The following is a 12,916-nucleotide window of genomic DNA, read 5'->3' as shown; positions in this document are numbered from 1 at the left end:
AACGCTCGATGGCGTGACGTTGAACCTCCGCCTCGCGGCAACCCTGTGCGTGGCGCTCTCCCTGTGCGCGCTGCTGGCCGTCCCGGCGAACTTCCCCGCCCTCGGCGGTGACGCGCGCCTCACGCTCGCCGTGTTCGCGCTGGCCACCTGCGCCTGGATCGGCACGCCGATCGACGACACGTACATCGCGCTGGGCGCCGGACTGGCGCTGACCGCGACCGGCGTGATCAGCAGCGACACCCTGTTCGGCACCCTCGGGGACGCCACGGTGTGGCTGCTGATCTGTGCCTTCGTACTGGCGGCTGCGGTGGCGCGGACCGGGCTCGCGGGCCGGGTGGCGGCGTTCCTGGTGGACGGGGCGCGCACGGTGCGGCAGTTGGTGCACCTGACGACGGCGGCGCTGGTCGTCACGGCCTTCGCGGTACCGGCCACCTCGGGGCGGGCGGCGCTCGCGCTGCCGGTGTTCCTGGCCCTCGCCAAGGCACTCGCCGACCGGAAACGACTGGTCGTGATGCTCGCGCTGCTGTTTCCGACCGTGATCCTTCTGTCGGCGGTGGCGACCCTGATCGGTGCGGGCGCACATCTGATCACGGTGTCCGTGCTGTGGGAGGCGACCGGGGAACGGATCGGCTTCACCGAGTGGCTGCTGCTCGGGCTGCCGCTGGCGGTGGCCTCCTCCCATCTCGCCGCGGAGACCGTTCTGCTGACGACCACCCGGCGCGCGGACCGCGCGGCCCCGGTCCGCATCACCGCCGAGGAGGTGCAGCGGCACAGCGAGCGCCCGGTCACCGGCCCGTGGACGCAGGCCGAGAAGCGCTGCGCGCTGCTCCTCGCCACGGTGGTGGCCCTGTGGTGCAGCGAGCCCCTGCACCATGTGTCGCCCGCGGTGGTGGCGCTGATCGGCGCGGTCGTCGCCTCCTCCCCCGCGCTGGGCACCGTGCGGCTCAAGGACGCGCTGAGGACGGTGCCCTGGTCGCTGCTGCTGTTCATGGCGGCGACGATGGCGATGGGCGTCGCGCTCGCCGACTCCGGTGCGGCGCAGTGGCTGGTGTCGGGCCTGCCCGCGGACGTCGCCCCGGTCGTCTTCCTCGGCGTGGTGGTCGCGGTGAGCACGGCGGCCCACCTGGTCCTGCAGTCCCGCTCGGCCCGCTCCTCCGTCCTGGTCCCGCTGGTGATCGCCGCCGCCGCGGGCGCCGGGGTCAACCCGGTGGCCGCGGCGCTCGCCTCCACGGCGGCGGCCGGTTTCTGCCACACGCTCCCGGCCTCCGCCAAGCCGGTCACGCTCTTCTCCGACCTTCCCGGCACCCCCACCTACACCCCGCGCGACCTGCTGCGGCTGTCCGCCGTCCTGGCCCCGCTGACCGCCCTGCTCGTGCTGTTCTTCGCCGTCGCCCTCTGGCCGCTGCTCGGCGTGCCCGTGACCCGCTGAAGGAGCTCCGATGACCCGCGTGCCCCCTGTTCCCGTACCCCCCGTCCCCGGGCCTCCTGCGTCCTCTCCGCTGAACCGTGTCGTCGTGGCGCCCAGCGGTTTCAAGGAGTCCCTCTCCGCCCGGGCCGCCGCCGACGCCATCGCGGCAGGTGTCCGCCGGGTGCTGCCGGCCGCCGGGATCGACGTGATCCCGCTGGTCGACGGCGGCGAGGGCACGGCCACCGCCCTGGCCGCGGCGACCGGCGGGCGGCTCGTCGAGCTGGCCGCCACCGGCCCGGTCGGCGACCGGGTCGGCACCCACTTCGCGCTGCTCGGCACCCCGGGGACGGCGGTGGACACGGCGGTGGTGGAGATGGCGGCCGTCGCCGGACTCTCCCTGGTCCCCCGCGCCCTGCGCGACCCGGGCGCCACGACCACGTACGGCGTCGGCGAGCTGATCCGCGCCGCGCTCGACACCGGGGTGCGGCGGGTGCTGGTCGGCTGCGGCGACTCCGGCACCTCCGACGGGGGCGCGGGGGCGCTGCAGGCGCTCGGGGCCCGGCTGCTGGACGCGGACGGCTTCGAACTGCCGCCCGGCGGACGGGAGCTGGTGCGCCTGGCCCGGGTGGATCCCGCTGGGCTCGACCCCCGGCTGAAGGACACCGAGCTGCTGGTCGCCTGCAACCCGTTCAACGTGCTGTGCGGCGAGCGGGGCGTGGCCCGGGTGTTCGGCCCGCAGAAGGGGGCGACACCCGCTCAGGTGGAGGAGTTGTCGGCCGGTCTGGAGAACTGGGCGCGCGTGCTCGTCCGCGACCTCGGGGTGGTCGGCACCGATCTGCGCACCGGCCCCGGCACCGGTGCCTCCGGGGGGCTCGGCGCCGGTCTCGCCGCGGTCGGGGCCCGGCTGCTGCCCCGCTTCGACGTACTCCTCGACCACCTCGACCTGGACGCCCGCCTGGCCCGGGCCGACCTGGTGCTGACCGCCGAGGGCGCCCTGGACCACCAGACGCCGCGCGGCAAGGTGCCGGCCGAGGTGGCCCGCCGCGCCAAACTGCACGGCCGGCCCGTGCTGGCGCTGGCCGGCACGCTCGGCGAGGGAGCGTACGACGTGCCGGGGGTGGACGCCTGTCACGGGATCATGCCGGCGCCGATGGCCCTGTCCGACGCGCTGGTGCGCGCCGCCGAGCTGCTCACGGACGCCACGGAGCGGGCCCTGCGGATGATCGTGCTGGGCTCGCGGCTGCCGGGCGGGGCGGCGCGGACGCCTGGCACTCAGGCGGCGTCGGCCGACGCGGGACCGGCCGACGCGGGACCGGCCGACGCAGCACCGGCCGACGCAGCACCGGCCGACGCAGCACCGGCGGAGGCGGGACCGGCGGACGCAGCGGAGGCCGTGTCGGGGACGCAGCGGCCGTCCTCGGTGCGGTAGTTCCAGCGGGCGCCGTCGCTGACCAGTTCCCTGACCGCGCTCACGAACCGCTCGACGTGCTCGTCCGGCGTGCCCGCGCCGAAGCTCACGCGGACGGCGTTGAGGGACTTCTCCCCCGGCGCCGCCTCCGGTGCCCCGCACTCGCCCTGCGTCTGCGGGTCGCTGCCGAGCAGGGTGCGCAGCAGCGGGTGGGCGCAGAAGAGGCCGTCGCGCACGCCGATGCCGTACTCGGCGGAGAGGGCGGCGGCGAAGTGGGAGCTGTTCCAGCCGTCGACGACGAAGGAGAGCACCCCGACCCGCGGCGCGTCGTCGCCGAAGAGGGACAGCACCCGCACCTCGGGCACGTCGGCGAGTCCCTCGCGCACCCTGCTGATCAGGTACTCCTCGCGGGCGACCAGCGTGTCGAACCCGGCCTCGGTGAGCGCCTTGCAGGCGGAGGCGATGGCGTAGGCGCCGATCACGTTGGGCGACCCGGCCTCGTGCCGGGCGGCGCTGTCGTGCCACCGCACGTCCACGCCGCCGTCGGGGCGCCGGGTGACGCTGCGGCTGGCGCCGCCGCCCGCGAGGTACGGCTCGGCCTCGCGCAGCCAGTCGGCCCGCCCGGCCAGCACACCCGAGCCGAAGGGCGCGTACAGCTTGTGCCCGGAGAAGGCGACCCAGTCCACGTCCAGGTCGCTCACCGAGAGGGGGTGGTGCGGGGCGAGCTGGGCGGCGTCCAGCACGATCCGGGCACCGTGCGCGTGGGCGGCGGCGGCCAGTTCACGCACCGGCCACAGCTCGCCGGTGACGTTGGAGGCGCCGGTGACACAGACCAGGGCGGGGCCGTGCGGCGTACGGGCGGCGAGGGCGCGCTCCAGGGTCTCGACGGCCTCGGCCGGGCTGCGCGGGGCGTCGAGGCAGGTGACGTCCGCGTCCCTCCAGGGCAGCAGCGAGGCGTGGTGCTCGGTCTCGAAGACGAAGACGCGGCAGCCGGCGGGCAGCGCGCCGGCCAGGAGGTTGAGGGAGTCAGTGGTGGAGCGGGTGAAGACGACCTGGTCGTCGTCCCGGCAGCCGAGGAACTGGGCGACGGTGCGCCGGGCGTTCTCGAACAGGTCGGTCGACAACTGCGACAGGTACCCGGCCCCGCGGTGCACGCTGCCGTAGTACGGGGCGTAGGCGGCCACGTCGTCCCAGACCCGCTGGAGCGCGGGGGCGCTGGCGGCGTAGTCGAGCGCGGCGTACGTGACCTCCCCGCCGGTGACGAGCGGGACGGTGACGTCCCGGCCGAGGACGGGCAGCGGGGCGGCGACGGAGGTGGGGACGGCAGCGGTGGGTACGGACATGGCGGACTCCCGTGAGGACCAGCGCGCGGCAGGGCGCTGCGAAGTGAGGTGAAGTGAGGAAAGGCGTGCGGAGGCGGGGCTCTGCGGCCCTATCGCATTCGCTGGTTCACAGAAGACTCCCTCGGGCGACCCAGGACCCCTGGTTCCGCGAGGGGTCCGCGCTTGCCGTGGACCTTGCTGTCCACGACCTGGTCTTCACCCGGGGCACCCCGCCACGGACGGAGGGTTGCCGGACAGTCGGCCGGGGCCTCATGACTGTCACTCATGACCTGCCGGAAAACCTAAGGGAAGCGACCGGCGTCCCGCAACCCGGGTCCGGATCACGGGACGCACGTCACACACGGGGCCGCCAGGGCCTGTCGGACCGGCCCTACGCGTGGCTGGCGGCCACCCAGCGGTCCAGGGCGCGCTTGGCGGCGCCCGAGTCGATCGCCTCGGCCGCCCGGTCCATGCCGGCCCGCAGGCGCTCGGCGAGGCTCCCTGCGCCCTGCTCCAGGGCCACCAGGGCCGCCGCCGCGTTCAGCAGCACCGCGTCCCGCACCGGGCCCGTCTCGCCGGCCAGCAGGCGGCGGGCGACGTCGGCGTTGTAGGAGGCGTCGGCGCCGCGCAGTGCCTCCACCGGCACCGGTTCGATGCCGACGTCCCGCGGGTCGAAGGCCTCCTCGGTGACCTGTCCGTCCCGCACGACCCAGACGCGGGAGGTGGACGTCGTCGTCAGCTCGTCGAGGCCGTCGTCGCCGCGGAAGACCAGGGACGAGTGGCCGCGCTCGGCGAAGACACCGGCGATGATCGGCGCCATCCGGGCGTCGGCGACCCCGATCGCCTGGGCCCTGACCCGGGCGGGGTTGGTCAGCGGGCCCAGGAAGTTGAACACCGTGCGGATACCGAGCTGGCCGCGGGCCGCCGCCACGTGACGCAGCGCCGGGTGGAACCTCACCGCGAAGCAGAAGGTGATGCCGGCCTCCTCGGCGACCTCCGTCACCCGCTTCGGCGTCAGCTCCAGATTGACGCCGAGCTTCTCCAGGACGTCGGAGGCCCCGGACGCCGAGGAGGCGGCGCGGCTGCCGTGCTTGACGACCTTGGCTCCCGTGCCCGCCAGGACGATCGCCGACATGGTGGAGATGTTGACCGTCTTGGCGCCGTCGCCGCCGGTGCCGACGATGTCGACGGTCTCCCCCGGCACGTCGATCACCTTGGCGTGCTCGTACATGGTGCGGACGAGACCGGAGATCTCCTCGACGGTCTCTCCCTTGGACCGCAGGGCCACCGCGAATCCGGCGATCTGCGCGTCGGTCGCCTCGCCGCGCATGATCACGTCCAGCGCCCAGGCGGTGTCGTCCGCCGAGAGGTCGCGGCCGTCCAGCAGTCCGTTCAGCAGGGCGGGCCAGGAGCGGCCCGCCGCGGTGTCGCCTCCAGCGGGGGTCACAGCGCTCATCAGCCGCTCCTGCGTCGTGTGTGAAGTGGAAGGACAGTGTGCTTCCCACCCTATCCAGCCCCGGGCATGCCGATGGGCCCCGTCCGCAAGGCGGACGGGGCCCATCGACGTGGTGTGGCGACGCGGGAGGGTCAGTGGTGGCCGTGGCCGCTCGTGATCTCCTTGTACTCCTCGACGGTCGGCTTGGCGATCTGCGAGTCCTCGCCGTAGTACGACTCGCTGAGCTTGGCCCGGAGCTTCTGCGTGCCCGTGACCTTGCGCTCGACGCCGTTCTCGTCGACGGTCGGACCGATCTCGGCCGGCTTGTACTGCTCGTGGGCCGTGAGGGTGTGCAGCTGCTCCTGGCTGAGCGGCTCGTGGACCTCGATGAACTCACCGTGCGGCAGGCGCTTGATGATGCCCGACTCGCGGCCGTGCAGCACCTTCTCCTTGTCCCGGCGCTGGAGGCCGAGGCAGATCCGCTTGGTGGCGATGAAGGCGAGGACGGGGCCGACGAAGAACGCGATGCGCACGAACCAGGTGATCGCGTTGATCGACAGGTGGAAGTGCGTGGCCCACAGGTCGTTGCCGCCACCGATCAGCAGCACGAAGTACACGGTCAGCCAGGCGACACCGAAGGCCGTACGGGTCGGGGCGTTGCGCGGGCGGTCCAGGATGTGGTGCTCGCGCTTGTCGCCGGTGACCCAGGACTCGATGAACGGATAGACCGCGATCGACGCCAGGACCAGCGGGAAGATCAACAGGGGTACGAACACGCCCAGGACGAGTGTGTGGCCCCAGAAGTCGATCTCCCAGCCGGGCATCACCCGGATCAGGCCCTCGGAGAAGCCCATGTACCAGTCGGGTTGCGCGCCGGTGGAGACCTGGTCCGGCCGATAGGGACCGATGGCCCAGATCGGGTTGATCGTGGCGATGGCCGAGACGGCGGCGATCACACCGAAGACCAGGAAGAAGAAGCCTCCGGCCTTCGCCATGTACACCGGCAGCAGCGGCATGCCGACCACGTTCTTGTTGGTCTTGCCGGGGCCCGCGAACTGCGTGTGCTTGTGGTAGAAGACCAGGATCAGGTGGCCGACCACCAGGCCGAGCATGATGCCCGGCAGCAGCAGGATGTGGATCGAGTAGAACCGGGCCACGAAGTCGTGGCCGGGGAACTCGCCGCCGAAGAGGAAGAACGAGATGTACGTGCCGACGATCGGCACGGACAGGATCGCGCCCTCCATGAAGCGGATACCGGTGCCCGAGAGCAGGTCGTCCGGGAGCGAGTAACCGGTGAAGCCGGTGAACATGCCGAGGACGAGCAGCAGGAAGCCGAACAGCCAGTTGATCTCACGCGGCTTGCGGAACGCGCCGGTGAAGAAGACGCGCATCATGTGCACGAACATGCCGGCCAGGAAGATCAGCGCGGCCCAGTGGTGGATCTGCCGGATGAGCAGACCGCCGCGGACGTCGAAGCTGATGTCCAGGGTCGAGGCGTACGCCTCGCTCATCAGCTGGCCCTGCAGCGGCACGTACGAGCCGTGGTACGTGACCTCGTTCATCGACGGGTGGAAGAACAGCGTCAGGTACACACCCGTGAGGATGATGATGACGAAGCTGTAGAGGCAGACCTCACCCAGCATGAACGACCAGTGGTCGGGGAAGATCTTGCGCATGTTGGCCTTGGCCAGGGAGTAGATCCCCAGCCGGCCGTCGGCCCAGTCGGCGACGCGCTCGCCGGCCGGTGCCTTCCCGCGAGAGCGGGTCTCGTTGGCTGCAGTACTCATCCGCGCTCCCAGAATGCAGGACCGACGGGCTCCTCGAAGTCGCCGAGCGCTTCGAGGTAACCCTCGTCGTTCACGCCGATACGCAGCTGCGGCAGGGCGTGACCGGCGGGACCGAAGATCACCCGGGCGCCGTCGGCAAGGTCGAAGGTGGACTGGTGGCAGGGGCAGAGCGCGTGGTGCGTCTGCTGCTCGTACAGGGAGATCGGGCAGCCGACGTGGGTGCAGATCTTCGAGTACGCCACGATGCCCTCGTGCGACCACTCGAGCTCGCGCTTGTCCTTGATGGCGTCCGGCTCCAGCCGGATGATCATCAGGGCGGCCTTGGCGATCTCGGTCATGAACTCCTCGTCGTGCTCCTCCAGGCCCTCGGGCTTGGCGAAGGTGAGGGAGCCCACCGCGACGTCGGAGGGACGCAGCGGCTCGTCGGTGTTCATGTTGACGAGCAGCTTGCCCTTGGACCACAGCGTGTGGCGCAGCTTGGTCCCGGGCAGCGGGCCGAGGTCGCGCAGCAGGACGACGCCGGACAGCGGCACCAGGGTGAGCGCGCCGAACATCGTGTTGCGGATCAGCTTGCGGCGTCCGATCACGGACTCCTTGGCACCCTGCTTGAAGTCCGCGTGGACCTTGGCGCGGGTCTCCGGCGGCGCCTCGATCGGGTGCCGCTCGTCGGCGACCTCCTCGTCGGACATCAGGGTGCGGGCCCAGTGGACCGCGCCCGCGCCGATGGCGAACAGGGCGACGCCGAGCGTCATGCCGAGCGCGAAGTTCAGCGCGCTGATGTGACCGAGCGGCCAGATGTAGACCGACTTGTCGACCGGGATCGCCACGAAGGAGGCGATGAAGCCGATGGTGGCCAGCATCGACAGGGTGAACAGCAGGGCGACGGTGCGCTCGGACCGCTTGGCGGCCTGCTCGTCGATGTCCTGGACCCGGTGCTCGTGGGGCGGCAGGCCGGGGTCGGCGAACGGGTGCTGCTCGTCCGCGGGCCGGGCGGCCGCGCCGTGCGGGGCGTCCTGCTCAGCGGGCAGGTTCTCTTCTGGAATGTCTTGGCTACTCATGACTTCTTGGCCTTTGCGGTCCGAGCGGCGACCCAGACGGCGACGGCGATCAGCGCGCCCAGTCCGAACACCCAGGCGAACAGACCCTCACTGACCGGGCCCAGTCCGCCGAGGCTGAGACCGCCGGGGCTCTCGGTGTCGTCGCCGTTGACCGCGTCCAGGTAGGCGATGATGTCCTTCTTGTTCTGCTCCGACAGCGTGGTGTCGGGGAAGGAGGGCATGTTCTGCGGGCCGGTCAGCATGGCCTCGTAGATGTGCTTGGGGTCGACGCCCTCGAGGCTCGGCGCGTACTTGCCGTGCGTCAGGGCGCCGCCCTTGCCGGTGAAGTTGTGGCACTGGGCGCAGTTGTTGCGGAAGAGCTCACCGCCGTTGGCGATGTCCGCGCCCTCCGGGCCGTACTTCTCCGCCGAGGGGACGGCCGGGCCGGCGCCCAGCGAGGCGATGTAGGCCGCGAGCTGGTCGATCTCCGCCTGGGAGTAGATGACCTTCTTCTTCGGGACCTGCGCGCCGGGCTGCTGGGCCGGCATGCGGCCGGTGCCCACCTGGAAGTCGACGGCCGCGGCGCCCACGCCGACCAGGCTCGGACCGTCGCTGGTGCCCTGACCTCCGGTGCCGTGGCAACTGGCACAGCCGACGGCGTAGAGCTTCTTGCCCTCGTCGATGGCGAGAGACTGGGCGGTTTCATCGGCCTGCGCCTTGCCCGCGGGTGCGAACGCGGCGTACAGCCCCCCTGTGCATGCCAGCGCGAGGAGTAGGACGACGAGCGCCGCCAGCGGATGGCGTCGTCGTGCGGAGAGCTTTTTCACGGATTACCCCGGTGTCAGGATCTTCTGCGTCGATGCTTCTGGTATTGCGCGGGTGCGTTCCGCGGCTACTTGATCAGGTAGATCGTGGCGAACAGGCCGATCCAGACGACATCGACGAAGTGCCAGTAGTACGACACGACGATGGCGGCGGTCGCCTGCTCGTGAGTGAACCTCCGGGCCGCGTAGGTGCGGCCCAGGACGAAGAGGAAGGCGATCAGTCCGCCCGTCACATGCAGTCCGTGGAAGCCGGTGGTCAGGTAGAACGCCGAGCCGTAGGCGTCGGACGAGAGCGAGAGGCCCTCGTGCTTGACCAGCTCGGTGTACTCGAACACCTGACCGCCGATGAAGATCGCACCCATCACGAAGGTGACGATGAACCACATCCGGAGCTTCTTCACGTCCCCGCGCTCGGCCGCGAACACGCCGAGCTGGCAGGTGAGGGAGGAGAGCACCAGGATCGTGGTGTTCGTCGCGGAGAACGGAAGGTTCAGCGCGTCGGCCTTCTCGGACCAGAAGTCCGGGCCGGTCACCGATCGCAGGGTGAAGTACATCGCGAAGAGGGCCGCGAAGAACATCAGCTCGGAACTCAACCAGATGATGGTTCCGACGCTGGTGAGGTTCGGCCGGTTGACCGACGGGTGCGCGTGCCCGGTTTCTACTGTCGTTGCTGTCGCCACGACCGACATTATGTCGGTCGCTTATCCCGCCCTCACCCCGGGGGGTGCTGTTCGGAGTGTTCCCCCTGTCTGTACTGCCCGGATGGCCCATCGAACGGCCCGTCGAAGCAGTGTCCGAACCGGTGTTGACCAGTGGGGCGAGGGAGTAGCATCCGGCCCAACGGGCTGGACAGTCCCCGCCCCGGTTTCACGGCGTACACGGCGTATCGGAGGAAGCATGCAGGCGACCGTCACGGTGCTGGTCTACAGCGACGACTCCAACACCCGCGAACAGGTGCGGCTCGCGACCGGCCGCCGGCCGGCTCCGGACGTGCCCGTGGTCGAGTTCGTGGAGTGCGCGACCCCGGCCGCCGTACTCAAGGAGCTGGACAGGGGCGGGATCGACGTCTGCGTGCTGGACGGGGAGGCCGTGCCCATGGGGGGCATGGGCGTGTGCCGCCAGATCAAGGACGAGATCTTCCAGTGCCCGCCGGTACTGCTGCTGATCGCGCGGCCGCAGGACGCGTGGCTGGCGACGTGGAGCCGGGCGGAGGCGGCGGTGACGCTGCCGGTGGAGCCGGTGGAGTTCGCGTCCTCGCTCGCCGCGTTGCTGCGGCAGCGGCGGTTGCAGAGCGCCTGAGGGTCCGGTTGTGCGGGTCGCACGGCGGGCGCCGTACCGTCGTGGCCGTGCGCGCCCGCCCGGCGAGCCGCGCACCGGTACGGCCCCGCGCCTCTCGGGCGTCGTCAGACCGCCGTCGGTCGCAGCCTTGCCGTCTCCTGGTTGTTCGCCGTGCCGCCCGTGCCGCCCGTCAGGGCGCTGCCGGTGCGCCACTTCGCCCAGTCCAGGTTCCAGTCGCCGAAGCCGTTGCCGAAGGGTTCCATCGTGTCGCCGCCGGAGTTGACGACCTCGACGAGGTCGCCCTCCTGGACGGCGTTGAAGAACCACTCGGCGTCGGCGGTGCTCATGCCGACGCAGCCGTGGCTGACGTTGGCGATGCCCTGGGAGCCGACGGACCAGGGGGCGGCGTGCACGTATTCTCCGCTCCAGGTCACCCGGGTGGCCCAGTACACGGGCAGGTCGTAGGACTCCGAGGAGCCCTCGGCGATGCCGACGGTGCTGCTGCGCATGCGGACGAAGGACTCCTTGCCGAGCACGACCTTGACGCCGTCCCGGGTCTCGAAGCCGGGCTTGCCGGTGGTGACCGGGATCTGCCTGATCTCCTCGCCGTCCTGATAGACCGTGAGGGTGTGCGCGGCGGCGTCGGTGAGGGCCACGACGCGGTCGTCGGTCGTGAGCTTCAGGGGCTTGGCCTTGCCGCCCCACATCCGGTCGCCGACCTTGATGCCCTCGAGCGTGCTGCGGACCTGCACGGTGGCGTGGGCGGGCCAGTACTCCTTGGGGCGGTAGTGCAGCTTCTTGTCGTCCACCCAGTGCCAGGCGCCCTCCACGGCGGGCGTGGACTCGACCTTCAGGGCGCGCTCCACTATGGCCCGCTGGGCCTTGTCCCGGACCGGCTGGCTCAGTTCCGCGGTGACGGGCTGTCCGACGCCGTACGCGCCCGCCTTGGGCCCGAAGGTGACGTCCAGGGTCTTCTTTGCGCCCGGCTTGCCCGTGTCGAAGGTGAGCACCTTGCGGCCGGGAGCCCCGTCGCCGTCCTCGGTGCTGACCCGCACCGTGTAGCTGGCGTCGGCGGCCAGGGGCGAGGTGCTGTGCCAGCGGGCGCCGTCGGCGGACAGTTCGCCGGCGACGTAGCGGCCGGACGCGTCCATGGCCGTGACGTCCGTGATCCGCCCGTCGGCGCCCTCGGCGACGACCTCCAGGGGTTTGTCCGGGTCGGCCTTCTTCCCGGCGTCCCCCGGGCCGTTGAAGGAGATCTGGCCGGCCGCGTCGTAGGGCGTGGCGGACAGCGGGTCGTCGTCGCTGCTGCAGGCGGTGACGCCCGCGCCGAGGGCCATCACCAGCAGGGTGCAGCCGACGACCGTACGCCCCCGCGCCTGGAAGTGAACCGTGTCGCTCATGACCTCACGCTAGGGAGCCACGTCAACGACGGCACGGCGGGTAACCCGGACGAGTGACAGGTTGTACGGCGGACGAAGGGGCCCGGACGCTCCTGACGGAGTGTCCGGGCCCCTTGGCGTCCGGCGCGTGCTACTGGGTGCGGTTCTCACCGCGGTAGTACTCGAAGACCCAGCCGAACAGGCCGACCAGGAGGATCGGTGCCGAGAAGTACATGAGCCACCAGCCGACCGCGATGCCCAGGAAGGCGAGCGCGCCGCCGATGCCGAGCGCCAGCGGCTGCCAGCTGTGCGGGCTGAAGAACCCGACCTCGCCGGCATCGTCCGCGACGTCCGCCTCCTTGTTGTCCTGGGCCCCGGCGTCCACCCGCGCGGCCGTGAAGGCCAGGTAGAAGCCGATCATGATGGCCAGGCCGAAGGCCAGGAAGAGCGCCGTGGTGCCGGCCGGCTCCTTGGACCAGTAGCCGTAGACGATCGCGACGGCCAGGATGAAGACGCTCAACCAGATGAAGAGCTTGCCCTGGATCTTCACTTCCCGGCCTCCTTGCCGCCGGCGAGGGCCTTCTCACCGTGGCCGACGTTCTCCAGCTGGTCGATCGCGGAGATCTCGGGGTGATGCAGGTCGAAGGCGGGGGATTCACTGCGGATGCGCGGCAGCGTGAGGAAGTTGTGCCGCGGCGGCGGGCAGGAGGTCGCCCACTCCAGCGAACGGCCGTAGCCCCAGGGGTCGTCGACCTCGACCGGCTTGCCGTACTTGGCCGTCTTCCAGATGTTGTAGAAGAACGGCAGCATCGACATGCCGAGCAGGAACGAGCTGATCGTCGAGATCGTGTTCAGGGCGGTGAAGCCGTCGGCCGCCAGGTAGTCGGCGTACCGGCGCGGCATGCCCTCGGCGCCCAGCCAGTGCTGGACCAGGAACGTGCCGTGGAAGCCGACGAACAGGGTCCAGAAGGTGATCTTGCCCAGGCGCTCGTCGAGGAGCTTGCCGGTGAACTTCGGCCACCAGAAGTGGAAGCCGGC

At 71.1% G+C, this 12,916-nt stretch carries 11 protein-coding genes, 1 pseudogene and 1 riboswitch; of the genes and pseudogenes, 3 read left to right on the top strand and 9 right to left on the bottom strand.

All coding sequences use genetic code 11. The features are described 5' to 3' along the window. Positions 1-13 precede the first annotated feature (13 nt). Both HZS56_RS08715 and HZS56_RS08710 read left to right on the top strand, forming a co-directional pair. A complete protein-coding gene (locus HZS56_RS08715; RefSeq protein WP_216720127.1) occupies positions 14-1,429 on the top strand; it encodes an SLC13 family permease in 1,416 nt (471 codons plus the stop codon). 10 nt (positions 1,430-1,439) lie between these two features. Beyond that, positions 1,440-2,696: pseudogene (locus HZS56_RS08710) on the top strand (glycerate kinase); the annotation flags it as partial. Here HZS56_RS08710 and HZS56_RS08705 read toward each other — a convergent pair. From HZS56_RS08705 to ctaE, 6 genes are all read right to left on the bottom strand, one after another. Further along, positions 2,681-4,159 carry an aminotransferase class V-fold PLP-dependent enzyme gene (locus tag HZS56_RS08705; protein WP_253913959.1) on the bottom strand — a complete coding sequence of 493 codons (1,479 nt, stop codon included), beginning with the start codon at positions 4,157-4,159 and terminating at the stop codon, positions 2,681-2,683. The pseudogene HZS56_RS08710 and the gene HZS56_RS08705 sit on opposite strands and share 16 nt — an antisense overlap. 153 nt (positions 4,160-4,312) lie before the next feature. Beyond that, positions 4,313-4,429, bottom strand: a riboswitch (SAM riboswitch). A 100-nt stretch (positions 4,430-4,529) separates the two neighbouring features. Continuing rightward, positions 4,530-5,594, bottom strand: a complete 1,065-nt coding sequence (gene trpD, locus HZS56_RS08700) for an anthranilate phosphoribosyltransferase (protein ID WP_216720126.1) — start codon at positions 5,592-5,594, stop codon at positions 4,530-4,532. Positions 5,595-5,725: 131 nt separating this feature from the next. After that, a complete protein-coding gene (qcrB, locus tag HZS56_RS08695; RefSeq protein ID WP_216720125.1) occupies positions 5,726-7,360 on the bottom strand; it encodes a cytochrome bc1 complex cytochrome b subunit in 1,635 nt (544 codons plus the stop codon). After that, positions 7,357-8,418, bottom strand: coding sequence for a cytochrome bc1 complex Rieske iron-sulfur subunit (gene qcrA, locus HZS56_RS08690; protein ID WP_216720124.1), 1,062 nt, complete (start codon positions 8,416-8,418; stop codon positions 7,357-7,359). The genes qcrB and qcrA overlap by 4 nt, the downstream gene beginning before the upstream one ends. After that, positions 8,415-9,224: a cytochrome bc1 complex diheme cytochrome c subunit gene (gene qcrC, locus HZS56_RS08685; protein WP_216720123.1), complete on the bottom strand. Its 810-nt coding sequence runs from the start codon at positions 9,222-9,224 to the stop codon at positions 8,415-8,417. Before qcrC ends, qcrA begins: the two co-directional genes overlap by 4 nt. A gap of 65 nt (positions 9,225-9,289) precedes the next feature. Next, positions 9,290-9,910, bottom strand: a complete 621-nt coding sequence (gene ctaE / locus HZS56_RS08680; RefSeq protein ID WP_216720122.1) for an aa3-type cytochrome oxidase subunit III — start codon at positions 9,908-9,910, stop codon at positions 9,290-9,292. Positions 9,911-10,118: 208 nt separating this feature from the next. On the opposite strand from ctaE, the gene HZS56_RS08675 reads away from it, so the two are divergent. Continuing rightward, entirely contained in the window at positions 10,119-10,520 is a 402-nt protein-coding gene (locus HZS56_RS08675; protein WP_216720121.1) for a response regulator, read from the top strand. Positions 10,521-10,624: 104 nt separating this feature from the next. Here HZS56_RS08675 and HZS56_RS08670 read toward each other — a convergent pair whose 3' ends face one another. The 3 genes from HZS56_RS08670 to HZS56_RS08660 form a co-directional block, all read right to left on the bottom strand. Beyond that, positions 10,625-11,899: a L,D-transpeptidase gene (locus HZS56_RS08670; RefSeq protein ID WP_216720120.1), complete on the bottom strand. Its 1,275-nt coding sequence runs from the start codon at positions 11,897-11,899 to the stop codon at positions 10,625-10,627. A gap of 130 nt (positions 11,900-12,029) precedes the next feature. Beyond that, positions 12,030-12,428: a cytochrome c oxidase subunit 4 gene (locus HZS56_RS08665; protein WP_216720119.1), complete on the bottom strand. Its 399-nt coding sequence runs from the start codon at positions 12,426-12,428 to the stop codon at positions 12,030-12,032. Beyond that, the coding region (locus HZS56_RS08660) for a cbb3-type cytochrome c oxidase subunit I (RefSeq protein WP_216720118.1) at positions 12,425-12,916 on the bottom strand (492 nt) is incomplete at its 5' end. The genes HZS56_RS08665 and HZS56_RS08660, both read right to left, overlap by 4 nt.

The organism is Streptomyces mayonensis, assembly GCF_018982965.1.
In the GTDB taxonomy this organism is placed as follows: Bacteria; Actinomycetota; Actinomycetes; order Streptomycetales; family Streptomycetaceae; genus Streptomyces; species Streptomyces mayonensis.
The sequence above is the reverse complement of the archived record's forward strand: the minus strand, read 5'-3'. Positions and strand labels throughout refer to the sequence as shown.

Bases quoted from the DNA above. Each gene is read 5' to 3' on its own strand.
- HZS56_RS08705 (WP_253913959.1), bottom strand. From the start codon at position 4,159: ATGTCCGTACCCACCGCTGCCGTCCCCACCTCCGTCGCCGCCCCGCTG.
- trpD (WP_216720126.1), bottom strand. From the start codon at position 5,594: ATGAGCGCTGTGACCCCCGCTGGAGGCGACACCGCGGCGGGCCGCTCC.
- qcrB (WP_216720125.1), bottom strand. From the start codon at position 7,360: ATGAGTACTGCAGCCAACGAGACCCGCTCTCGCGGGAAGGCACCGGCC.
- qcrA (WP_216720124.1), bottom strand. From the start codon at position 8,418: ATGAGTAGCCAAGACATTCCAGAAGAGAACCTGCCCGCTGAGCAGGAC.
- ctaE (WP_216720122.1), bottom strand. From the start codon at position 9,910: ATGTCGGTCGTGGCGACAGCAACGACAGTAGAAACCGGGCACGCGCAC.
- HZS56_RS08675 (WP_216720121.1), top strand. From the start codon at position 10,119: ATGCAGGCGACCGTCACGGTGCTGGTCTACAGCGACGACTCCAACACC.
- HZS56_RS08670 (WP_216720120.1), bottom strand. From the start codon at position 11,899: ATGAGCGACACGGTTCACTTCCAGGCGCGGGGGCGTACGGTCGTCGGC.